The organism is Neorhizobium sp. T6_25 (assembly GCF_002968555.1).
GTDB lineage: Bacteria > Pseudomonadota > Alphaproteobacteria > Rhizobiales > Rhizobiaceae > Neorhizobium.
Genome location: NZ_PVBL01000048.1, coordinates 1 through 20,923, shown reverse-complemented (window position 1 = coordinate 20,923; position 20,923 = coordinate 1). Strand labels below are relative to the sequence as shown.

Below are 20,923 nucleotides of genomic sequence, written 5' to 3'. Positions count from 1 at the left end.
CGCCAGCCTCCTGCTCCTTCAGCACACCGATAATCTGCTCTTCCGTAAATCGCTGCTTCTTCATTCGTCCGTCCTTTAATGGGCCGGACTCTAATCCATTCTGGAGGAAATTCTCAGTGGCAGGTCAGTGTTTGCTCAGCGAGGAGGCTTCGAAATCGAGGAAGACAGGATGCGTGGTCGACCATTCCGGCCGCTCGGCGGTCAAGTCAGACGTCAACGAGCTCCTCAAGCCTGAAAGGGTGCGTTATATTCGCGGCACAATCTACTCGCCACTAATAAGGTCTTTCACCCTTCGAGCGAGCTCGTCGCCGGAAAATGGCTTCAGCATCACCTGCATGCCCCGCTCGAGATGGCCGTGGTTAAGTACGGCGTTTTCTGCATAACCGGTGATGAAGAGAACTCTTAGTTCGGGCCTAGTGGTACGAGCCGCGTCGGCAAGCTGTCGCCCGTTCATGCCGTTTGGTAGGCCGACGTCGGTCAAGAGCAGATCAATTTCTGGATGTGCCTGCAGGACCTTCGTAGCAGACGGACCATCGTGGGCCTCCAGCACCGAATAACCCAGCTCCTCAAGTGTCTCGACCGCAATCATCCGGACCAAAGGCTCATCGTCAACGACTAAGATGGTATCGTTGTCTTTCGCGCGCGGGCTATCGCCGCTCTCCGTTACCACCTCACCGGCTTCCGCCTCTGCAAGATGACGTGGCAGATAGATGGAGATCATGGTGCCTTTGCCGACTTCGGATTGGATACCCACTGTTCCGCCCGACTGCCCGGCGAAGCCGTATACCATCGAGAGCCCTAGTCCTGTTCCCCGACCTGTCGGCTTCGTAGTGAAGAAGGGGTCGAAGGCTTTGGCGACGATGTCCTGAGACATCCCCGTTCCCGTGTCGCTTACACATAAGGTTACATATTGGCCTGGGGGCAGACCGCGCTTGCGGGCGACATCTTCCTCAAGCGATTGATTTACCGTTTCGATGATTACTTTCCCTCCGTCGGGCATCGCGTCGCGGGCGTTGATGCAGAGGTTAAGAAGCGCGTTTTCGAGCTGACCGACATCGACGAAGGTCGTCCAGAGTTTCGGCTCCGCGATCACCTCGACCTCTACGGCCGGTCCTACGCTTCGAGCGATAAGGTCCTGCATGCCAGAGACGAGGCGATTGATGTCAGAGGCTTTGGGGTCGAGCGTTTGCCGTCTGGAAAATGCCAGGAGGCGCTGGGTGAGCGCGGCGGCACGCTTTACTGCTGACTGCGCGCCTGACAAGTAACGATCGATGTCTGAAATACGACCCTGCGCCAGCCTCTTATTCATCATTTCGAGGCTTCCGCCGATACCTGCGAGTATATTATTGAAGTCGTGGGCGAGGCCGCCCGTCAGTTGCCCGACGGCTTCCATCTTCTGGGAATGGCGCAGAGCTTCCTCTGCTTGTACCAATGATGCCGTGCGTTCTTCAACGCGCGCCTCAAGGGTCGCGTTGAGCTCGGCGAGAGCAGCCGCCGTTTCACGAAGGTCCGCTTCCGACCTCACGCGCTGGATGTGTGCCCATGACCTTTCTGTGACCTCCCTAATCAGGGAGAGTTCCGCATCGGTCCATTGGTGTGGGACCCTGTCATGGATTGCCATGAGGGCGGTTAGCTTACCCCCGCGGATCAGAGGCATGCAGATAGTCGCGGCAATACCGATGTCCTGGAATGTCTTCGCTTCTTCGGCTGCGAGCTCAGCGAGGTTGTCGTTGACGACGAGGGGGAGGCCATGGGTGAGATTTGATACCGCGAGCTTGCCGAAGTCCGCAAGGCTGTAATGGCCGACGATAGACTTCGACCCCTCGGCAGCCCAATCACCTCTGATTGTGAAGCCATCCTCGTCTTCGTCCATGTCTGCATAGGCGCAGTTTGAAAGGTTCAGATACTGCGCCACCATCCTCGTTGTCGTCGCCAGGATTGCATCAGCGTCGCGGGTGGCGCTTGTTTCCTTTGCGAGATCATCGAGGAAGCGTAGCCGTGCTTCGGACTTTCGGATCGCTTCGTCGGCAATTCGTCTCTCGGTGATGTCGATACCAGATACGAAGATATCGCTGACAATTCCGTTCTCATCTTTGATCGGCTGGTAGACGAAGTCCAGGTACCTTTCGCGAACAGAGCCATCGCTCTCGTGGAAAGAAGAGAGGGCACCGAACGCCGAGTGAGGTCGTCCAGTTTGACGGATTTTATCGAGAACCCCCGAGTAGCCCTCGGCCACGGCTTCCGGGATGGCGTCTGCGACCGGTCGGCCGACGACGTCGCGTTTGCCGACCAGACGCTGATAGGCCGGGTTCGCATAGCGGATGACGTGATCAGGTCCAGACAGCATCGCCATGAAGCCGGGTGCGTTTTCGAACATCTGCCTGAAACGCTCGCTCTCCGATTCAATATGGTGACGGGCACGCACGGCCTTCGTCGTCTCGATCACCGTGTCGATCATGCCCAGAACCCGGCCGTCGTCAGCGCGGACGGGACTATAGCAGAAGGTGAAATAGGCCGTCTCGGTCTCTCCGTGACGCGTCGTCTCGATAGGAAAGTCTTCGTAATAGACAGCCTCCCCGGACATGGCTTTTTCGGCGATCGGCTTCAGGGCCTCCCATGTCTCAGCCCATGTAACCCGAAGCGGCACACCAAGTGCTTCAGGTTTCGTGCCGAGCATCGGCCGATACCCATCGTTGTAGACAGCAATCAAGTCCTCGCCCCAGAACAAGCACTGGGGGAATTTTGAGGCAAGCATCGCATCGACAGTGATTTTGAGAGCCGGTGACCATGTATCGATCGGCCCAAGGGGAGTGTCTTCCCAGAGGTAGGCGCGGACCCGCTCGGACATATAGCCTGTGGATGAGGGGAAGATGGACGGTTCGGTCATGTAAAACTCGTTATTTCAATTGACCGGTTAAGTATGCCGACACACGCGAATTGGTAGACGCCGAAGCAAAAAGCAACGCGCGGCATCCCAAGGTCATCACACAGAACACGAAATTGGCAACTCTCCGGAGAGAGTTTCGGGCGGTTGGGCAATCGTGTTACAGATTAGCCGCGGCGGAAGCAGCCGCGGGCACCGTGCCTACGCACCCTTGGCGATGCCCCGTGACGCATCGACGGCGGCGAGATCAATAAGCTGCCGGAGCATTCGGCTGGTTCGGTCGACGCTTGTTGCTTAGCGACAAACAAGGTGAGATTCGTCTCATCCTGATCGACGCGCTATAGCTTGTGGAGATACGGGAGAGGGCCTCGCGCTGGATACTCGAATCGTCGGTTCTCAGAGCGATCTGCGCCTGGTGCCTCAGGATGGGCGGCGTGGGATGTTGCGATCGATCACAAAGAATACCAACATGGCATACGACATCAAAACTGGAATCAGAATTAGCTGCCCAACCCGAAGCCGTTCTGGCTGCGTGTCAACCGACCCACCCCAGTTATGAAGATCGCGGAACCGCCGCCTTCGCCCAGGCCCGTGGATCTGCCGATGTTTTATGCGGTGCCGAATGAGAGATTTCCAATTCCCGAAGTCGATATCAGTCAGCTACAACTGCAGTTCTGCCGTGCAGAGGTCGACTATCCCGCGACCGGGCGACCGAGCACCACCCTCGTCGTTGATGCGGCTGGTAAGTATCTCTACCACATCAAAGGCGATGGCCGTGCCATGCGCCATGGGATCGGGGTCGGACGAGAGGGGTTTGCCTGGGACGGATGGGCTATCACGGCCTAAGTCCCTGAGTTTTTCCGATAAGCTGAAGGCGCGGATCCGACATACCTTCGAGCGTACCGCCATGGCTGCGGACAACTTTGCTGGGGACGTGAGGGCCAAGCTAACGCCCTCGTTTCCAGTCTGCGCCCTGAATAACGGCTGAAACCGTCGCTCCCGGAACACTCCGCCGGGCAGGCTTTCGTCGCTAAAACATCTCGTCTTTAGATTACTTTTTGAGCGACAAGAACTCTTGTGAGACCTGATCACCCTGGGCGAGACGGTCAGACTCGTCGTCACGGTAGGCGTCCTTCCTGTCCTTGTCGCCAGACCAAAGCATAAAGTAATTCCCACCTGCTTTGTGCCAAGCGTAGCAGTCTTTCATGGTCTCACGCTTGCCTTTCACAACGTCGACCGGAGTGATGGTCAGGCACATTTCGTTCTCGTTCACCGCCCAATGGCCCTCGCCATAGGCTTTTTTATCCTTTCGCACGAGTCGGGCAGACCCGTCAGGAGCAAAGAACACGCGGACACTTTTCCAGTTAGCCGACTTGCCCTGGTACATAGCGCGTACCTCTTCTGCAGTAAGTTTAGTTGCTCCGCCTGGAAGTGTTTCGGAAGACGCGGAGCCGAAAATTCCAAAGAAGATAATACAAAAGAAAACACCGCACTTGGTATTCATAGTTCACCTCCAGATCGGCCGTATAGTGTCGAGCATAATGACAATGCAAGTTCGGCATGGGATATAGATGCAATCGTCGCCGGACGGTTCAGAGCACCAGCAAACGGTAGATTGTCGCCTGCATTCCCCTGCATAGGTTTCGATGGTAACAATTGGGAAGGCACACGGACACTCCCGCTTGGGAGATGCCTTCTTGAGTTGCAGATTATTATCTGGCTTGATGGGAGTTGTTTCAACGTTAAGGGGCGCCCATGAAGTCATCGCATGAGTTATCCCAGGTATGCGAAGACATCGCGTCGGTGGCGACCGAGGCTTTGGCGGGCCTGCGTGACTGGTCAAACTTGTGCTCCATTTTCACGGACGTGTTCCCCGGCTCCTACGCAGCCCTCCTGAGCCAGAATTTTGCCCGACCTGACGTCGGTTTCGTTGTATCGGACGGTCTGGAGGAACGGCACTTGCACTCGTTCATCCACCACTATTCCTACGTCAATCCGTGGCGCAGCTTCTGGCAGCACGCCAGCAACGGCGCGATCCTCGTGGCTCAACGAGACGATCCGGCTAGGCGATATCATGGAAGCGTTTTTTACGAGGAATGGATGAAGGCCGTCGGCGACTACGATGCTGCTGTCGGGCTGCGTCTCCAGGTGCATGACGAGGAGGTCATCTATCTTCCGGTCCATTTTCCAGAAAAACTGTCCATTGCCTATGAGCTTCCACTTGAGAAGGTAATGCAAAGCACGCGCCGCAGCCTGGCAAATGCGCTTCAGATTGCATCTTACTTTGCAGACGCTTCTCGATCTTCCATTGCAAAGGCGGCGCTAAGTAGCTTGAAAAGCAGGATAGCGTTCGTAGTGGATGATCGCATGAAGCTGTTCGATGCAAACGATCAGGCCTTGGCTGCCTTCCGTAGCGGATTCCCTGTTGGCTGCCGACAGAACGTGGTCCGGTTTGCTGACCAAGCAGCGACGGTCGCGGTTGCCAGCACATTGCGGAACGGCCCTCGCGATCTCAGCTCGAAACATCTTATTGTGGCTGGAGAAGAGCGCTGGGTGATCTCCGTCAATCAACTCCCATCTGTGCTCAGCAACCAGTTAATCAGGGGGCGTAGCCAGTTCCTGATCCAGGTCCACAGGATCGGCATCCAGTTGGACAATTTCGGAGACGATCTTCTCCTTCACGCGTATGGTTTGACGCCTTCAGAGCTTCGGCTGTGCAAAGCGCTCGCAGCTGGCTTGATGCTTGTAGACGCCGCCGCTCTTTCCCAGATCAGCTATGAAAACGCGAGACAGAAACTGAAGTCGATTTTCAGGAAAGTTGGCGTTTCAAACCAAGCCGATCTACGCGCTCTATTTTACTCACTGAGCTAGGCCATGTTGACAAAGTGCGGCAGCCTAGTCCTTGCTGCGGCTAGCGCAAGGAAGGCTTCGAAGGATTTTCGGGTCTTGTCGTAGCGGGTTGCAATGCGACGAAACTGTTTAAGTCTATTGAACATCCGCTCTATTCGATTGCGATCCTTGTAAGCTTCAAAGTCGCATGAAGGCGGGTCTTTGCGGTTCGCTTTCGGCGGGATCACCGGCTTTATTCCGTGGATCAGAAGCTCTGCGCGGATGACGTCACCATCGTAGCCTTTGTCGGCCAGGAACAACTTGGCTCGCGGACCGGCATCGCCAGCAAGTCAGGCACCGCGGCATAATCTGAGGCCTCTCAGCCCGTCAGGACAAAGCCAAGAGGGCGTCCCTGACCGTCTGCGCGGGCATGGATTTTCGTCGTAAGCCGCCGCGTGATCGACTAAAGGCCTTGGATGATATTATTCATGAAGTACTGACAAGCGCATTCCGTAGAGGTTGCCGCCGCGAAAGCGTCCATGAGAACACAGCCGCAGGTCCTTGGCCTAGTTACGGCTATGCCGCCTCTTGCCTTGAGCCAGGGACAAGACGCGGAGAGTCTCAAGGATTTTTCCGACCGCCTCTTCGTGACAAGAATACATCACTGTCTGGCGGACTCGCCGCCTTTCGACAAGGTTCGCGTCGCGAAGTTTCTTGAGGTGCTGAGACAATGACGGCTGGCTGATATTAACGGCTGTTGCAAGGGAGTTCACGTCCCACTCTCTCTCAGTGATCAATTCAAGGACACGCAAGCGGGCGGGATGAGCCATGAGGTCCAGTAGGACCGATGCCTTTCTCAGGTTGAACGTGAAATCCCTCGTCATGTACCCTCCGCACGATAAGCCAGACTCCAGATACCATATCAGGCCGCCTTCTATGCGTATGCTCGTGATTTGATAAACAGCCGATCACTGAGAAATTGAGGATCCGGCCTGAGCGCTGCGTTCGCATCAGGGGCAGTATGGCGTGGGTGACGGCCAGCTGACCGAACACATTGGTGCGAAACAGCGCCTCCACCTCTTCCGCGGTCCTAGGACTTCTGCACCGGCATTGCTGTTTCGACCAAACGTGTCCAGTAGCCGACACCGTAAGGAATCGCGGCATCGTTGAAATCATAACTAGGGTCATGCAGCCCCGCCGTGCTGCCGTTGCCAAGGAGCGCAATGTTTCCGGGCCGTTGTTCGAGCATGAAAGCGAAGTCCTCGGAGCCCATGAGCTGCGAGTGGTCGGAATTGACGGAATCCTCTCCCATGACGGTACGGGCAACCTCCACAGCCAACGCTGTTTCTGCCGGATGATTGACGACTGCGGGATACAGGTTTCTTAATGTGGCTGTCGCGGTCGCCCCGTAGGACGCTGCAATTCCCTCCGAAATATCGATGATACGTCGATGCATGGTGTCTCGCACCTCCGGCTCAAACCAGCGGGCCAAGCCACGCAGCTCGCTCGACCCGACAAACGTTCCTCCAGGCTTTCCGCCCTGAAACGATCCGAAGGAGATCACGCCGCTTTTGAGCGGGTGGACGTTGCGCGCAATGACGGTTTGCAGGGCAATAAGGATGTTGGCGGCGGGAAGCAGCGCGTCAACGCCGGCCTGAGGGCTGGCAGCATGGGCGCTCTTGCCATCTACCGTTATCTTGAAACTTGCCACGGCAGCCCCAAACGGACCGGTGCGGGTGGCAAAACGACCAACGTCCAGGCCCGGCTCGTTGTGAAGGGCGAATACCCTCTCGATCCCCCAGCGCGTCATCAATCCATCGTCGCACATTGCCTTCGCGCCCGCCTGTCCTTCCTCCGCTGGCTGGAAGATCAGAACGGCAGTGCCATCGAAGTTGCGTGTTTCTGCCAGGGCCTTTGCAGCACCCAGCAACATCGCCGTGTGGCCGTCATGCCCGCAAGCATGCATCCGGCCCTCCGTCGTGGACGCGTAGGAAAGTCCTGTCGTTTCGTGAATAGGAAGCGCATCCATGTCGGCGCGGAGGCCGATTACCCTGCCAGATGACGTGCTCTGGCCATGGACAACGCCGACAACGCCGCTTCTGCCAATACCCTCGGCTACTTCGTCACAGCCAAACGCACGGAGTTTTTCGGCCACAAAGGACGCCGTGCGGGGAAGCTCGTAACCCAATTCCGGGTAGGCGTGCAAATCGCGACGCCAAGCTATGATTTCGTTGTCATGTTGACCTGCGTTCACATCATGTGACATCGAACACCTCCGGCCTCAACTGCCCGACCTTCATAAGGTGTTGCAGCGTATATGAAACAGAAAGCGCATCATCGAGCGCGTCATGGCCCTGCAAAGGCGGATGCTGGACATTGTAGTAGTCTGCGAGCTTGTTGCTCGGCGTCTTCGCCAGATCCTCAACTGGCATCCCGGCCGCGAGCAGTAGCTTGACAGCATTGTCGAAACGATGGGCCGCGATCGGGGTCTGAATGCCGGCCACATAACAACTGATTGCCACCATGTTCAGCTCGTCCTTGCCCCACGACCAGAACTGTGCTCCGCCCGAAAAGCTATCTACCTGCGTTAGCGCATCCGGCAGTGCCACACCTTCGGCCTCGATATTCTCTTCGGTGATGCCTGTCAGCTTTGTGAAGAAGGGATCTAGCGCGTACCTATTGCCATATCGATCAGTCGGCTGGACATAGGCCTTGAAGGTATCGACAATTGGAAAATCGGCTTCGAGCCCAAGCTTTACAGCACCGATCTGAGCGATAACGGGATCAGGGTCATGGGCTGCACACCAGAACCTGCGTTGCGAGCCCTCAAGGCAAAGAAACTCGCAGTCAAATACGATCGCAGTTTTCATAAGCTCCTTCCTTCTCAGGCTTCAACGTTAGCCGCAACAGCTCGATCACCGCGCTGACCGAAGGCCCCCGGATTGCAGGCGGCTCCGCACGTTCACAAAACTCTCGCCAGACAAAAAAGGTCAGCTCAGCGCCATCTGTCGGCGTTTCTCCTGGTCCCTCTGCGAAGGTTTCAAGCAAACGATATCGCTCGTCCTTCCAGAACAGGGCCTCAACCCAATCATAGATTGGGATCACATGAAAATGAATTCGATAGCCGGGAGAGTGTCCATAGCGGCCGATATAGACCCGTTCGGCATGCAATTTCTGCTTCAACGCCTTCTGAGCTGCCGCCAGCAATGGTCCGAGTTCGCCAAGTGCCCTTTCCGACAGCTCCGACAGATCATTCGTGTTGTTCTTCGAGCTGATCATCAGATAGCCGGGAAGGGCAGAGTTCATCCTGTGGCTCACCAGCCATCCACCGGTTTCGGTGATATGAAAACGCTCTGGGATATCCAAGGTCCGCCTTCTCCGTCGCTTTCGCGATAATCCCAAGTTACTTCCGGTTTTGCGTTTGACTTCTTCGATGTCGCAGAAATCTGATTTTAGCAACACGTTAGCGAACTGTAGCTCGATGGCCAACGCTAAAGGCCCGTAGTTTTGGTCAGATGGTCCGGCCGCGGTCCGCCTCCGTTGCCGAAGCGAGTCCGGTACATAACGAGCCGCTCGAGAGCTCTAAGGCGCACCCGACCTCGCTCATCGCATGCTTGCATTCCAAAATACTCGGCACCAATGCAGAGGGCGAGCGGGAATAGGAGTTGATTTTTAACAAAGGTTTATCGGGCGGCCAGCAGCATTGAGCAGACATGAGGACCACCGTACATCTGTCCCGAAGAACCACTGGCCTGCTTAGATCCGATCGGCAGGCACGTCTGCGTGCAGCCCGGAATTGACGTTGCTGGTCGTGCAACGCCGATCCGATGAATGACGCCTATGGCCGGCACAGCAAGTAAAAATATATCATTGCACGATCAAAATATAGCGATGAAAGTCACAAGTCAAAAAGATCTGACATTTTGGTTTATACCATCGATAACCAGTACTTATCGATGGTTATAACACCAACCGGCAATCATGCTGTGGCTTTTACTTCCCGATTTCAATGAAACGCTAAGCTGAAAATCCAGCCCGCATTTTTGACCTAACGATTTCATCACCGGGGCAGGGGAGGGGCCTTTAAAGCCCTGACGCCTTGGTAAGATTGGTACGGAAGCGATCGCGCCGTCGCTGATATTTGCGCGTCATCTCGGCCGAGGCGTGCCCCAGCTGCTTTTGCACGTAACGTTCCTCGATCTCTGCCGAGGAGGCAAGGCCGGCGCGCAGCGAGTGGCCTGAGAACAGCGATGCCCGCTCGCCTTCCGGCAGATCGGAGCGGACGCCGGCGGCGAGCGCGGTCTGCTTGACGAGGCGAGCGACATGCTTGTCGGAGAGCCGCTCGACGTCGATAGTCTTGTTGTCCTTGAAGATGCGCCGGAAGAGCGGACCTCTGGCGATCCGGCCAAAGCGGATCCAGCTCTCCAGCGCAGCAACGGGGCAAGTTTGGTCGGAAGCGCCGCGGCCGACCTCGACCTCGCGCCATCCGGTCTTGCCGCGCAGCGTCACCAGCACACCCTCGGGAAAAATCTCGATCCAGCCATGGCCGTCGCTGCGATCGTCGCGGACGATGTCGAGCCCGACGATCTCGGAGCGTCGTAGGCCGCCGGCGAAGCCGAGCAGCAGGATGGCCCGGTCGCGCAGACCCCGCAGATCATGGCCGAGCGTGTTGACCATCGCTTTGATGTCGTCGCCCAGCACCGCCTCCTTCTGCCGTGGCGGCGTTGCGTGCCTGCGGCGAATGCCGGCAAGCACCGTCGCAATATGCCGATCGGAGCGATCCATCGGCACGCCGCGCTGGGTAAAGTTCCACGCCAGGCCGGACAGACGCCGCTCGATCGTGGCGACCGAAAGGGGAGGGACCCCGCGCTTCGGATCGCCTGAGGCACAGGCGCCGATATAGAGGCCGATGACCTGGCTGGACGGCGGCATGGGCTCAAAACCTTCCCGGCGGCACCAGGCGATAAAATGCCGCCAGTCCTTGGCGTAGGCGTCACGGGTGTTTTCGGAACTGGCGGCGTTGGCGTAGGCGGTCGCGGTCTCGACGAGGGCTTCCAGCCGCGCCGGGACACGGGGTGTCGGCCGCGAGGCGACCGTCGCTTGCGGGGCGGAGGCACCAATTTCCATGACAATGTCGACGACGTCGGGCAGATCGTCATGAGCAATATCGGCGATTTTGGACGTGTTTGCCGGGGGATTTTCCATGGTTTCGGAGGCTATCATCATATGTCCGGTAATGCAAGATTATCGGACATAAAACTGTGGTGACGGGCTGTGCGGTTTTGGCGGACATCTTTGGTACGAACTGCACGCGTCGACTATGCTCGGCGGCATGGTTTCGCGCTCCGGCTCCGCTCTCGCCGCCCCGGCCCCGCCGACGGCCTTCCCTACCTTCCGAGCAGCTCCTGCGCCAGGCGACGACCGGGACGTGGGCTCATGCTGGCATAGGCGCCAAGCAGGTCTGGAAGCTTTATGGCCGGTTCGTTGCCCTCCGAAGCACCCGGCCGTCCTCTTCTTCGTCCGAGCGCGTTCGCCAGTAGCTCGATCCAAGCGTGGCGATCACCCGGCGGCGGAATGAGACGCCGGAGACGGCGTGCTTTCCGTTCCTCATCGTCATCCTCAGCACCATCCACAGGCCATTCACTTGGGAGATTGAGGCGTTCAGCGCAGTGCGTCCGTGCCGCTGTCGACAGGCTGGTGAGGAGCCTCGTCGAGTAGTAGCCGCTAGCGCTGGGCATTCTCAACAGTCGACGAATAAGCACAGGGCCAGACGGGGAGTGGGCGATTACTTCCAGGCTGCAGATATTGTCGATGCATCGGTCGAGCGTTCTCGTCGCGGGGCTGAGGTAAGGAATGGGTGCGCGGCGCAAGTCATAGCCGCACGGGACACAATAATGTTGCGGCACGAGTTGGGCTTGGTCGAAAACCGCAATGTGGCCGCGGCAGGATGGGCATCGGTCACGCAATCTGCAGCCATGCTTTGTGCATGAAACTCGGCTGGCAAGCCGCCATCGCCGTCGAAAGTATGGCTGCGCATCGTCAGCAAGACAGCGACAACAGAACTGCAACCACGTTGAACCGTCGCGCCGCCCGCTGTTGCGCAGCGGCAGCAGGAGTTGCTTCGGCAACGCGGACGACAACGTCATTGCCGAGAGCTGATCGGACGGAATACCGGTGTGCGCGCGGAGCAGGGTGGCGACATCACTCGGTAGCCTCAGATCAAGGGCTGCCGACCACATTCCCGAATTAACCCCGAGCACACGAGCGAAGGCTCTCGGGGCTACCCCATTGGCATAGGCAAGCCGGTGCAGCCAGCTTGACAGCAATTCGTCTGGCTGCGGCATCACGGTGACCGGCCACCGGTCGGAGAGGATGTCACGATATCGTTCGCGAATGCTGATTGTCGGCCCGACGGTGTCGACCGTCGTCATAGAAGGGTCTCTCGGAGCGCTGAGTTGCGCCGCTGCGAGATCGGCACGTGGCGCAGCTCGTCGATGGTAGCCTTGCCGATGCGTTCGGCCCCGGATCTGATCGCGGCGATTGCGGCCTTCGTGACGATGGTGACGATCTCGCCGATCAAGCCTTCAGAGAGACCGAATATCCGCCTCGCCAAGGCTTCGTTCGACAAATCCGAGCTTTTTGCGAGCGGCAAAGCGGCTTCGAGGCTGTCGAGCAACATGAGATAGTTCTCGCCATATTGCCACCGGGGAACCGCGACCAGATCAAAGCGGCTCGCCATCTCGCTCGTGGCGTTGATGAAATCGCAGACCGCCACCTCGCCGATCAGCACCGGCGAGATGTCGTACTGGCGGCCAATCCGCCGCAGGAAAGCAAAGACCGCTTCGACGTCGCGGGCACGGCCCCGCAATGCATTGTGAAACTCATCGAAAATCAGCACCTTCGGTTTGAGGCTGGACAGCAGGTGATCGAGTTGCTCTGCCTTGCGGCGAAGCTCCCATATCTCACCGCCTGGAGCGCGCAGCGCCTGTAGAACGCTGGCATAGAAATGGCCGAGGCCGGCGCCTTCGCGTGCCTGGACCATCCATACTTTCTGCTCGGGCGAGGTTTTGAGGTGCTCGACGGCGAACCGCTCGGCGATCATCGTCTTACCGTTGGCGTATGGCCCGACCAACATCAGCCCTTGGGGTCGCAAAGACGGAGGTCGTTCCAGCAACTCGGCCAGCCGCCGATGGCTGTCCTGGGCGACATGATGCCCGATCCACCGTGGCGCGCGGATATAGGCGATCCTTTCCTCCTTGTCACGGTCAAGATACGCCCGGACATGCTCGAGCAAATGATCCGCCATGGCTACCAATCCTCCACCGGCAGCCGGCTCTTCTGGCGCGGGGAATGCTCTGCGCAAGGAGGCGCCGGTGGCTGCATGACCGCATAAGGCTTTTCCGCCGCAGCGGCATGGGCATTGCGCACGGTGTCGCGCAGCCGGCGCTTCGAAGACTTTGCAGTCTCCGCTATGGCTGCGATCTCGCGGCGGAACGCCACCTTCTCGACATTTGAGCGTTGATTGATCGAGCGCCGACGGGCGCGCTCTGACTCGTGTTCCCATAGCGTCAACGGCATCAGCTGTCCGTCGCGTCGTTCGACCGGCCGAAACTGACGGGTTTCCGGGTCGCGGATGTAGATATGACTGATGTCGCGGGGATCGTATCGCACCTCGAGCTTTTCGAGCCGGTCACGCTCGGGAACGAGGATGCCGAGCCACGGCGAATAATAGTGCATGGCGAACATGCTGATCCCTTGCGGTGACAGTCGTCTTTCCGTCCCCGGCAGAAACGACAGCAGCACGCGCTGCGGATCGTCGCCAAAGTCCGGCAGGCTCGTACTGTTGCGGTGCCACTCGGTCAGCGGCACCTTCAGCGTCTTGGAATTTTCCTGAAGATTGTGATCGATGACCGCGAGCGCGATGCAGCGCTCCAGATTGGCAAAGCTCAGGCAGGCGCGCCGCTTCGACGGATATTCGTCGCGGTGGGCTACCGAGCGCCCAGACGAGCCTGGATAGGCGGCGAGAACCGCGTTGAGTTTTCCCAGCAGTCGCTCAACCACCCCGCCTTGATGGACGCGGCCGCGATCGCGATAGCGGATCCGGATCCCGTAGTCGTCACAGCCGCGCTGGAAGGCATGTCCCTTGAACTCCTTCGCCGAGTCCGTGACGAGCAGCCGCGGCCGACCGAACATCGGCCACGCATGCTTGAGATTGCGGGCAGCAAGCCAGGCATCTTTCGGGCAGATGGCGTGGGCCAGACAAAGCGCGACGGACAGAACCGACGGCTTTTCCAAGGTGAGGCAGAAGCCGAGAATGGATCGTGTCGCCACGTCGGTGATAACCGTCAAATACGGACGGCCGACGAACACACCGGCGCCGTCGACCACCTCCACGAAATTGATATCGGTCGGCGTATGGTCGATTTGGCACACGGCGAGCGGGTGCGGCGCGTGGATATAGCCGGGCCGCGGCTTCAGCCGCAGCAAGTGCTTTGGATTGGCCGATCGCTTCTTCGCGATCTCTTCAGGCGAAAACAACATCGGGATGCGCCGAGCGACCGTCACATAAGACGGCGCGGCAACACCGGCTTCCTCGCACCGCGCGCGGATCTCGTCGACCACGGGCGCAAGTGGGGTCGGCTCGAGCGTCAGCCACTTCTCGCGAAGTGTGGCCGCGATGATCGCCTCCACCTGTTCCGGCAGCCGCTTGCGCCGACTGACAGCGGTGCGAGGAAGCAAGCTGGTCACAGTACGATCGGTTCGGTAACGGGCGAGGAGATTGTAGATTTGGCGAGTTGTGATCTTCAGTTCAGCCGCCGCACGTTTGATGGCAGCCTGTTTCGGATTGCCGCCATCCAGGATTTTGTCCAGCTCGCGGGCCATTCGACACGCCATCGACCATTGCTCGTCCAAGATCGGGCGCGCCGCCGGCAAGGTTCGATCGTGAAATCGCTTTAGCAAGGAGCCTCGCTGAAATCATAAGCGGAAAATCTTCTCCGGTTTAGCGCCAGAACCCAATCGACGCATGACATTTCGCGGTTTGAAATGAGAAAGTTAAAGCCCTTGCTACAGCTGGTCTAGAGATCGAGCTTCGTGAGATGACAGGCAAGGAACGCCGCATATGGGGCGTTTTGTAAAGGCATGACTCAACGGTCTTGCTGCTCCCTCGAGTTCTGTGGAAGCGTTAGAGGCGGATGAGGATATGCTAACTTTCGCGACAAAATCGGCTGCGCTGAAAATTCAGAGAAAAATCTGTCGCGAAACTCGCTCGCAAAAGTCAGAGTTTCGCGACAGACATTTGCGACAAAATCACGCCGCGAGTGACATACCGTCGGCCTTACGTTCCACGAGCGCCCAGATATGACCAAAGGGATCGAAGATCGAGGCCGCCCGGCGGCCGATCATGTCAGTCTGGATTTCGTCGCGGATCACAGCGCCGGCCGCTAGGGCGGCCTGCATCACACCTTCAATGTTGCCAACATTGAGGTGGAACATCGTGCTGACCGCCCCTGGCTCTTTTGGAAAACGGGCCGCCGTAGGAAGGGGATTTTTCGCGATTTGGATTGGAGCCGGCGACCCAAACAGGCAGGTTTCCGAACCGCATTTCGACAGCCGCCAAAGCGCCATCGATGTCACTGGTGTTCTCTTCCTGCGCAGCAAAGGCAGCGGCATAGAAGTTGGCGGCCTCTCTCTCCCGCCCATGTTCAACAAACAAAGAAAATTCGACGCTGATATCTTCGGTCATCTTGGTTCCTCGCTCGATCTGAATCACCATCCAGCATATCGCAAACTTTGCCGAACCAATGGCATCGGACGAGAAGCTACCAAATTCAGGATTTTTGCGACGGGGTTAAGCGACTTTCCGATCCGGATAGCGCGCCTTTATTTCGTCCTCAGTGCCAAGTTCCCTGATGAAGTCAGTGAAGCTTGGCGCGACATAGCCGACATTTTCCCAGCCGTAATTTGCGTGCTTACCAAACACCTGCTTTCGGACATAGGGGAGATACAACACGTTTCCGATGCTTTCCGGGCGAAGATCAATCAGCAGAGTGGAGGAGTTGTCGCGTGTGAGCGGAAGCAGTTCGCGCGATATACGCGGCTTAACGCCCTCGAAAGCCGGATGAGGGTTACAGTAAGCCCTGATAGCACTGATGGTCAGTTTTGCCCAAGGCACCAAGGAGTGGTCTCCCATGATAACCGACTTTTTCTTGAAATTACACGGGAAGAAATACGCGCCAACGTTGATAGAGCCGCCGATGGCAGAATATTTCAGTAAAAACTCCCGATAGTCTTCAGGAATACGTGTTTCCACTAAGTGCTCGATCTCCTCGATGTCCTCTTTAGTGCTTGGTTGAAAGAAATCTGGACCTTCATTTCTTTGCAATTCCCACATCTTGAAGACCTTCGGGTTGAGGCTTTCTAAATCCATGATCGTTCTCTTTATTCAATCATTTCATCTCAACTATATATCTTATGTCGCGAAACTCCCGAATTTTGCTGGACATGATAAGCCGACTTTTGCAGCGTTGCAAAATTAGGATTTTGGCGACGCTAGAAGTAGCGTCTGCTGCACGAACTCATCAAAGAGAGTGGCCACGGCAAGGTCGTCTGAGGTGTCCACGACCCTCACGCCATGTTTCCTGGCCGCCACATGCATTTCCGAGTTGTCGCGCAAGGATCGGTCTATAAATTTGTCGATTATGCTGCGCCTAGTCTCATCGGATTGATTATATTTCGCCGCGGATCGCATCCTCTCTCGAAGGAAATCGTTGTCGGCATAGAGGAAAACCCCCAACATTTCGTCAGAAATGAGAGGAGTTATATACTCAGGCCGAAGTGCAGAGCCTTCAAACACGAAAGGCATTTGAACACGGCGCTGTGCGTCGATCCGTTGCCGTATGCTCGGCCACATGTTTTCGTGGTGTACCCTGAGAAACCAATAGATTGTCTCATGCGAAAGGCGAGAATAATATTCAGCGACAGGAGGGCGCACGTCCGGCCAAGGCCGGCCGGGATGACGTGCGATGCTATCCGTCGAGATCACGTTACGTCCAAGCTGTTGAGCCAGGCGCGTCGCGAATGTCGTCTTACCAACGTTGGAACTGCCGGAAATCAAGATGCCCATTACGGCCTTTCTTCAATATTCGCGAAACCTCGATATTTGCTCGATATGTTACCCTAACGTTTAGAACGCTGCAAATCAGGCTATTCGCGGCAAGAGAGCCACGATTGCCCTATTCTCGACCGGGTGGGAGACGTTCGAGATGCATCACCGCGTCGCCAATTTCCAACCAATCATGTTTCGATTGCTCGAATATTGACATGGTGGGTGGCGCGAAAGCCGGGTCCGCAAGCGAACCTACCGCCACCCCTATCCAAGACGGCGAGGCCTCGGCCTTCCAATAGACGGTCGAACCGCAAGTGGGGCAAAAATACATGCGGACCCTGCGACCACTATCGCCGATGCGAGCAAATTCCGTCGCCGTTCCAGATATTTCGACACACTCAATCGAGTAGAACGCATTGGCGCTGAACGGCGCACCAGTTCTTCGTTGGCAAGCGAAACAGTGACATAGCGCAGTCAATTGGGGTGGCTCGTTAAACGTCAGTCTAAGAGCGCCGCAGGCGCATTGGGCGTCGGCCATAGAAACTCCTTCCGCTTGCGTGGTGAGATTTTGTTGATGTCGGAGAGTGAGGCGCAGGCCCGAGCCGCAATTCATAGCGAGGGGCTATGCGAAGGGGCTGAAACCTAATGCAATTTCAGGTCTGCCACAGCATCAAGGTAGATCGTGGGAGTGTTAAAGTCCAGAGGGAGATAGGCTGTCGCAAACCTCTTCCCGATCAGACGGGGTTTCTCGACAATACCTCAAACGCTCCACGCCTCCGTCAAAAACAACCGAAAGTGGCGTGAAACCCGAACGCTCATAAAGGCGACGCGCGGCTCTACCGTCCAATGTGTCATCTACGAAGGTATCAACATAAACTGAAGATCGCGGCGGGAATGCTTTCAGCGCCGACTTGACCAGCGCCGTGCCTATTCCGCGTCCGCGAGACGCTGAGCTTACCGCCAACCATCTTATCCAGTATCCAGCATCCGATCCGCCGAGCAACATAGCGCCCGCAAGCCTATTGGCGGAGGAGCGGACACAATATGCGCGCTTTTCCATAACTTTCCGCGCGAGGATCGTCTCGAATTCCGACATGGCTCCGAAGAGGTGTTCGACCTCGTTGGCGAGCGCCAGCCACGGTAGAATGTCGCTCGCCTCGGCTGAAAGGATGCGAAAACTGCTCATGAGTTGAAACGCTACCTTTCGCAAATCTCCCGACTTTTGCTCGATATGTTAATCCGACTTTTGCAGCGCTGCAAAATCAGGATTTCCGCGACAAATCAGGTCCGGCTTGTAAGCAACTTGATCCCGGCAAAGGTGAAAAACCCACCTAGTCCCGCGTCAATCCATCTGCGGGCACGGTCATAGGCCGTGACAACGCGCTTGGTCGAGAAGGCGACGGCATAGGCGAAGTGACCGACAACCGAGAGGATTGTGGTTCCGACTACAATAACGAGAGCGGTTGACGATGGCGCAGAGTGCCCGAGGCCGAGAGACATTATTGCGATCCAGGTCAATGCCGCCTTCGGGTTGGTCATCTGGACCGTCAGACCGCGCAGGAAATACATGCTAAGGCTCCTCGCTGCCAACCCGCCTACATCTATGATCGGTTTTGTTGAAGCGGCTGAGCGGAAAGCTTTGAAAGCGAGCCAGAGAAGATAAAGACCGCCGATGATCTTGATGACCATCAGCACTGAAGCATAGGCAGCAATCAATGCCGTCAGACCGATCGCGGTCATGGAAGCCCAGAGAAACGATCCTGCGGAAATACCGAGTGCCAGTGCAATGCCCGCTTTGCGGCTGACGGCCATCGACGTGCCGACGACAGAAAGAATGTTGGGGCCGGGGCTGAACATTCCAAGCGCAAAGGCACCGAACGCCAACCCTATCTCTGGCAAATGCTCCATGTGACTTACCTCCGGTTTGTCCGCAAATATCCCGACATCTGCTCGAATTTTATAGCTGACTTTCGCAACATTAGGGATAGACGCCATATCGGCTCAGGTATTGCAGCAGAGCGGGTGTCAATGAAAGCTCGGGAAGCTCATCGCTGCGAAACCAGCCGATGGCCGTCGCATCGTCCCCGGCGACTGCCTCGCCGCTCAGCTTCTCGGCCAAAAAATCGTGAATCTCATAGACGCCGCCTTTGCCATCCGACAGGTCGAGCTGTCCCAATTCCCGAATGATAGAGATCGTCAGGCCAGTTTCCTCGAAAACTTCCCGGATGGCGGCCTGTTCCAAGGTTTCGCCGGGATCGACGCGGCCACCCGGTAGCGTCCAGCACCCCATGTCTGGCGGGTTGGCACGCTGAACCAGCAGAATGCGGCTGCTTTCATCGCGAATGACGGCGCTGGCCGCAAGGATGGGATTCGATTGGGGCATTCCCTCATCCTCCCTCTGCTTGGCTGGCAGTGGGCGACGATGCTACCTTCGCTGTTGCGAGATCTCGTTTTTCGGCCAGAGCCGCGAGCGAGGCCGCCAGCAGCCCGGTCGCCGTGGAAAGAAGGATGATAGTGAACAGGCCATAAGTCGCATTGTTCTGCGTCAGCACCGCCCCGGTGGCGGAAGAAAGGACAGCGCCGCCACCGATCGTCATGGCTCCGGCCAGCCCGGCGGAGCTTCCGGCTAAGTCCGGCCGCACAGAGAGCATTCCGGCATTGGCGCTCGGCATGGTCAGGCCGTTCCCGATACCAATCAGGATGCAGGGGCCGAACAGGGTGAACGCGCTCCTGAAGCCCGCCAGAAACAGGGTCAGGCCGATGATAGGACAAGCGCACGCCACGATGCGCCCCACGATCATCATCGTGGTCAGCGGCACGCGACCGGCATATCGCCCGGATAGGAAACTTCCGAGGATATAACCGAGGGTCGTGACGCCCATGAAGAAGCCAAGCACTCCCGGCTCCAAGTCGAACGCCGATGTTGCGGCGAGCGGTGCCCCGGCGAGGAAGGCGTAGAAGGCGCCGACAGAAAACGACATGCACAATCCATAGGCCCAGAATCGCGGCACGCGAAACAATGCTGGATAGGCCCTGAACTGTTGTGCAATGCTGCCAGCACGCGCTTTGTTGGTTTCGCTCATGTCGAACCAGCAAAGGGTGAACATCGCAGCTCCGGCAAGAGCAAGGAACCAGAAGATCGCCCGCCAGCCAAGAGCCTGATCCACCGTGCCGCCGAATGCCGGAGCGAGCATCGGGGCAATCGCCCAGATCATCGCGGTGTAGCCGATCCGGCTGGCCGTCCGCTCCTTGCCGACCGTATCCCTGATAACCGCCATCGCCACCGGGTAACAGGAAGTTATGGCGGCCTGAAGCATACGCGCCACGAGGAATGTCCAGATGTCGGATGCGAGCGCGCAGCCAATTGAGCCGGCCGTGAACACAGCTAGGTTCGCCAGTATGATCGGCCGCCGTCCGAACCGATCCGACAGCGGCCCCATGATCATCTCCACCGCGACGGCGGCGATCGCGTAGCCTGCGAGCGACAAGCTCACGACAGCGTAGGACGTATGAAAATCCTGCGCGATATTCGCCAGCGACGGCAGGAACACGTTAAGCGGGACCACCGACAGAGCGCATATGAGGGTGATGGTCGAGAATCTTGGTGCGGAAAGCATCATGTCTCAGCCCTCCCCAAGTCGCTCTATGGCGATCATCGCGGCTATCGGGTGATTAACACGGGAATCCGTTTGGGGATTGGGCTCTGTTAGTGTCATTGCGGCCTCGCTCATGAGGCCGGCAAAGGATAGGCGTTCAGACCCGTCCCTTCGCCGGCATGATCCGGATCAGGTTCAAAGGGTCACTGCGCTGCGTTTGCCAGCAGTATCTCAGCCCCTTGGCGGGGCACCCCTCGGCATCGGCAAGGATAGCGTAAGAGCAGAAGGCAAGCACGCGCTATTTTTGTCGCGGAACTCCCAAGTTTACTTCCAGTTTTGCTTTTGACTTCTGCGACGTCGCAGAAATCCGATTTTTGCAACTAGAGCAGATCCTGTGATCGATGAATCGATTGTGAGGTGACGCGGCGAGCCGAAGCTGATTCAACATCTACAGCGATGAGGTGGGTGATGGCGCAAGCATTGAGCGATGATCTTCGACAACGCGTA

General features: G+C 57.4%; 22 protein-coding genes, 1 pseudogene and 1 riboswitch. Of the genes and pseudogenes, 2 read left to right on the top strand and 21 right to left on the bottom strand.

Annotated elements, in window-relative coordinates:
- Positions 1–262 precede the first annotated feature (262 nt).
- Positions 263–2,887: a response regulator gene (locus tag C5L10_RS32970; protein WP_245448367.1), complete on the bottom strand. Its 2,625-nt coding sequence runs from the start codon at positions 2,885–2,887 to the stop codon at positions 263–265.
- Positions 2,888–3,487: 600 nt separating this feature from the next.
- Here C5L10_RS32970 and C5L10_RS32965 point away from each other — a divergent pair.
- Entirely contained in the window at positions 3,488–3,730 is a 243-nt protein-coding gene (locus tag C5L10_RS32965; RefSeq protein ID WP_105433157.1) for a hypothetical protein, read from the top strand.
- 205 nt (positions 3,731–3,935) lie between these two features.
- Here the strand turns inward: C5L10_RS32965 and C5L10_RS32960 are convergent, their stop codons facing one another.
- A complete protein-coding gene (locus tag C5L10_RS32960; protein WP_105433156.1) occupies positions 3,936–4,388 on the bottom strand; it encodes a DUF995 domain-containing protein in 453 nt (150 codons plus the stop codon).
- 251 nt (positions 4,389–4,639) lie between these two features.
- Here C5L10_RS32960 and C5L10_RS32955 point away from each other — a divergent pair, with 251 nt between their 5' ends.
- Complete coding sequence (locus C5L10_RS32955) at positions 4,640–5,755, top strand: hypothetical protein (RefSeq protein ID WP_105433155.1); 1,116 nt, start codon at positions 4,640–4,642, stop codon at positions 5,753–5,755.
- Here the strand turns inward: C5L10_RS32955 and C5L10_RS34685 are convergent.
- The 19 genes and pseudogenes from C5L10_RS34685 to C5L10_RS32865 all read right to left on the bottom strand — a co-directional run bounded on the left by C5L10_RS34685 (position 5,752) and on the right by C5L10_RS32865 (position 20,440).
- The gene (locus tag C5L10_RS34685) at positions 5,752–6,033 is read right to left on the bottom strand and encodes a transposase (RefSeq protein ID WP_245448365.1); all 282 of its coding nucleotides are present in this window, start codon (positions 6,031–6,033) and stop codon (positions 5,752–5,754) included. The two genes, C5L10_RS32955 and C5L10_RS34685, sit on opposite strands and share 4 nt — an antisense overlap.
- A gap of 246 nt (positions 6,034–6,279) precedes the next feature.
- The gene (locus C5L10_RS32945) at positions 6,280–6,543 is read right to left on the bottom strand and encodes a helix-turn-helix transcriptional regulator (protein ID WP_245448363.1); all 264 of its coding nucleotides are present in this window, start codon (positions 6,541–6,543) and stop codon (positions 6,280–6,282) included.
- A gap of 133 nt (positions 6,544–6,676) precedes the next feature.
- Positions 6,677–6,802: pseudogene (locus C5L10_RS34680) on the bottom strand (SDR family NAD(P)-dependent oxidoreductase); the annotation flags it as partial.
- A gap of 1 nt (position 6,803) precedes the next feature.
- On the bottom strand, positions 6,804–7,979 hold the full coding sequence (locus tag C5L10_RS32935) for a M20 aminoacylase family protein (protein ID WP_105433153.1): 1,176 nt from the start codon (positions 7,977–7,979) through the stop codon (positions 6,804–6,806).
- Complete coding sequence (locus C5L10_RS32930; RefSeq protein WP_105433152.1) at positions 7,969–8,583, bottom strand: 3'-5' exonuclease; 615 nt, start codon at positions 8,581–8,583, stop codon at positions 7,969–7,971. The genes C5L10_RS32935 and C5L10_RS32930 overlap by 11 nt, the downstream gene beginning before the upstream one ends.
- Positions 8,561–9,079, bottom strand: a complete 519-nt coding sequence (locus C5L10_RS32925; RefSeq protein WP_105433151.1) for an HIT family protein — start codon at positions 9,077–9,079, stop codon at positions 8,561–8,563. Before C5L10_RS32925 ends, C5L10_RS32930 begins: the two co-directional genes overlap by 23 nt.
- Positions 9,080–9,796: 717 nt before the next feature.
- Entirely contained in the window at positions 9,797–10,918 is a 1,122-nt protein-coding gene (locus C5L10_RS32920; RefSeq protein ID WP_105433158.1) for a tyrosine-type recombinase/integrase, read from the bottom strand.
- Positions 10,919–11,100: 182 nt separating this feature from the next.
- A complete protein-coding gene (locus C5L10_RS32915; RefSeq protein ID WP_245448370.1) occupies positions 11,101–12,057 on the bottom strand; it encodes a TniQ family protein in 957 nt (318 codons plus the stop codon).
- 83 nt (positions 12,058–12,140) lie between these two features.
- Positions 12,141–13,019: a TniB family NTP-binding protein gene (locus C5L10_RS32910; protein ID WP_105433149.1), complete on the bottom strand. Its 879-nt coding sequence runs from the start codon at positions 13,017–13,019 to the stop codon at positions 12,141–12,143.
- A gap of 2 nt (positions 13,020–13,021) precedes the next feature.
- The gene (locus tag C5L10_RS32905; protein WP_245448368.1) at positions 13,022–14,608 is read right to left on the bottom strand and encodes a Mu transposase C-terminal domain-containing protein; all 1,587 of its coding nucleotides are present in this window, start codon (positions 14,606–14,608) and stop codon (positions 13,022–13,024) included.
- A 414-nt stretch (positions 14,609–15,022) separates the two neighbouring features.
- Positions 15,023–15,208 carry a hypothetical protein gene (locus tag C5L10_RS34675; protein WP_245448362.1) on the bottom strand — a complete coding sequence of 62 codons (186 nt, stop codon included), beginning with the start codon at positions 15,206–15,208 and terminating at the stop codon, positions 15,023–15,025.
- Positions 15,180–15,458: a hypothetical protein gene (locus C5L10_RS34670; RefSeq protein ID WP_245448360.1), complete on the bottom strand. Its 279-nt coding sequence runs from the start codon at positions 15,456–15,458 to the stop codon at positions 15,180–15,182. The genes C5L10_RS34675 and C5L10_RS34670 overlap by 29 nt, the downstream gene beginning before the upstream one ends.
- Positions 15,459–15,563: 105 nt before the next feature.
- Positions 15,564–16,142, bottom strand: coding sequence for an SMI1/KNR4 family protein (locus C5L10_RS32895; RefSeq protein ID WP_105433147.1), 579 nt, complete (start codon positions 16,140–16,142; stop codon positions 15,564–15,566).
- Between the two features lie 105 nt (positions 16,143–16,247).
- Positions 16,248–16,838 (bottom strand): hypothetical protein, encoded by a 591-nt coding sequence (locus C5L10_RS32890; protein WP_105433146.1) that lies wholly within the window; start codon positions 16,836–16,838, stop codon positions 16,248–16,250.
- A 109-nt stretch (positions 16,839–16,947) separates the two neighbouring features.
- Entirely contained in the window at positions 16,948–17,358 is a 411-nt protein-coding gene (locus tag C5L10_RS32885) for a GFA family protein (protein ID WP_105433145.1), read from the bottom strand.
- Between the two features lie 153 nt (positions 17,359–17,511).
- Positions 17,512–17,880 (bottom strand): GNAT family N-acetyltransferase, encoded by a 369-nt coding sequence (locus tag C5L10_RS35150; protein WP_371412021.1) that lies wholly within the window; start codon positions 17,878–17,880, stop codon positions 17,512–17,514.
- Positions 17,881–18,101: 221 nt separating this feature from the next.
- Positions 18,102–18,815, bottom strand: a complete 714-nt coding sequence (locus C5L10_RS32875) for a LysE family translocator (protein WP_205837128.1) — start codon at positions 18,813–18,815, stop codon at positions 18,102–18,104.
- Positions 18,799–19,203: an NUDIX hydrolase gene (locus C5L10_RS32870; protein WP_105433142.1), complete on the bottom strand. Its 405-nt coding sequence runs from the start codon at positions 19,201–19,203 to the stop codon at positions 18,799–18,801. Before C5L10_RS32870 ends, C5L10_RS32875 begins: the two co-directional genes overlap by 17 nt.
- A 4-nt stretch (positions 19,204–19,207) precedes the next feature.
- Positions 19,208–20,440, bottom strand: coding sequence for a multidrug effflux MFS transporter (locus tag C5L10_RS32865; RefSeq protein ID WP_105433141.1), 1,233 nt, complete (start codon positions 20,438–20,440; stop codon positions 19,208–19,210).
- Between the two features lie 125 nt (positions 20,441–20,565).
- A riboswitch (TPP riboswitch) is annotated at positions 20,566–20,681 on the bottom strand.
- Positions 20,682–20,923: the final 242 nt, after the last annotated feature.

Bases quoted from the DNA above. Each gene is read 5' to 3' on its own strand.
- C5L10_RS32970 (WP_245448367.1), bottom strand. From the start codon at position 2,887: ATGACCGAACCGTCCATCTTCCCCTCATCCACAGGCTATATGTCCGAG.
- C5L10_RS32965 (WP_105433157.1), top strand. From the start codon at position 3,488: ATGTTTTATGCGGTGCCGAATGAGAGATTTCCAATTCCCGAAGTCGAT.
- C5L10_RS32960 (WP_105433156.1), bottom strand. From the start codon at position 4,388: ATGAATACCAAGTGCGGTGTTTTCTTTTGTATTATCTTCTTTGGAATT.
- C5L10_RS32955 (WP_105433155.1), top strand. From the start codon at position 4,640: ATGAAGTCATCGCATGAGTTATCCCAGGTATGCGAAGACATCGCGTCG.
- C5L10_RS32945 (WP_245448363.1), bottom strand. From the start codon at position 6,543: ATGGCTCATCCCGCCCGCTTGCGTGTCCTTGAATTGATCACTGAGAGA.
- C5L10_RS32935 (WP_105433153.1), bottom strand. From the start codon at position 7,979: ATGTCACATGATGTGAACGCAGGTCAACATGACAACGAAATCATAGCT.
- C5L10_RS32930 (WP_105433152.1), bottom strand. From the start codon at position 8,583: ATGAAAACTGCGATCGTATTTGACTGCGAGTTTCTTTGCCTTGAGGGC.
- C5L10_RS32920 (WP_105433158.1), bottom strand. From the start codon at position 10,918: ATGGAAAATCCCCCGGCAAACACGTCCAAAATCGCCGATATTGCTCAT.
- C5L10_RS32915 (WP_245448370.1), bottom strand. From the start codon at position 12,057: ATGCCGCAGCCAGACGAATTGCTGTCAAGCTGGCTGCACCGGCTTGCC.
- C5L10_RS32910 (WP_105433149.1), bottom strand. From the start codon at position 13,019: ATGGCGGATCATTTGCTCGAGCATGTCCGGGCGTATCTTGACCGTGAC.
- C5L10_RS32905 (WP_245448368.1), bottom strand. From the start codon at position 14,608: ATGGCGTGTCGAATGGCCCGCGAGCTGGACAAAATCCTGGATGGCGGC.
- C5L10_RS34675 (WP_245448362.1), bottom strand. From the start codon at position 15,208: ATGTTCCACCTCAATGTTGGCAACATTGAAGGTGTGATGCAGGCCGCC.
- C5L10_RS34670 (WP_245448360.1), bottom strand. From the start codon at position 15,458: ATGACCGAAGATATCAGCGTCGAATTTTCTTTGTTTGTTGAACATGGG.
- C5L10_RS32895 (WP_105433147.1), bottom strand. From the start codon at position 16,142: ATGGATTTAGAAAGCCTCAACCCGAAGGTCTTCAAGATGTGGGAATTG.
- C5L10_RS32890 (WP_105433146.1), bottom strand. From the start codon at position 16,838: ATGGGCATCTTGATTTCCGGCAGTTCCAACGTTGGTAAGACGACATTC.
- C5L10_RS32885 (WP_105433145.1), bottom strand. From the start codon at position 17,358: ATGGCCGACGCCCAATGCGCCTGCGGCGCTCTTAGACTGACGTTTAAC.
- C5L10_RS35150 (WP_371412021.1), bottom strand. From the start codon at position 17,880: ATGGAAAAGCGCGCATATTGTGTCCGCTCCTCCGCCAATAGGCTTGCG.
- C5L10_RS32875 (WP_205837128.1), bottom strand. From the start codon at position 18,815: ATGGCGTCTATCCCTAATGTTGCGAAAGTCAGCTATAAAATTCGAGCA.
- C5L10_RS32870 (WP_105433142.1), bottom strand. From the start codon at position 19,203: ATGCCCCAATCGAATCCCATCCTTGCGGCCAGCGCCGTCATTCGCGAT.
- C5L10_RS32865 (WP_105433141.1), bottom strand. From the start codon at position 20,440: ATGATGCTTTCCGCACCAAGATTCTCGACCATCACCCTCATATGCGCT.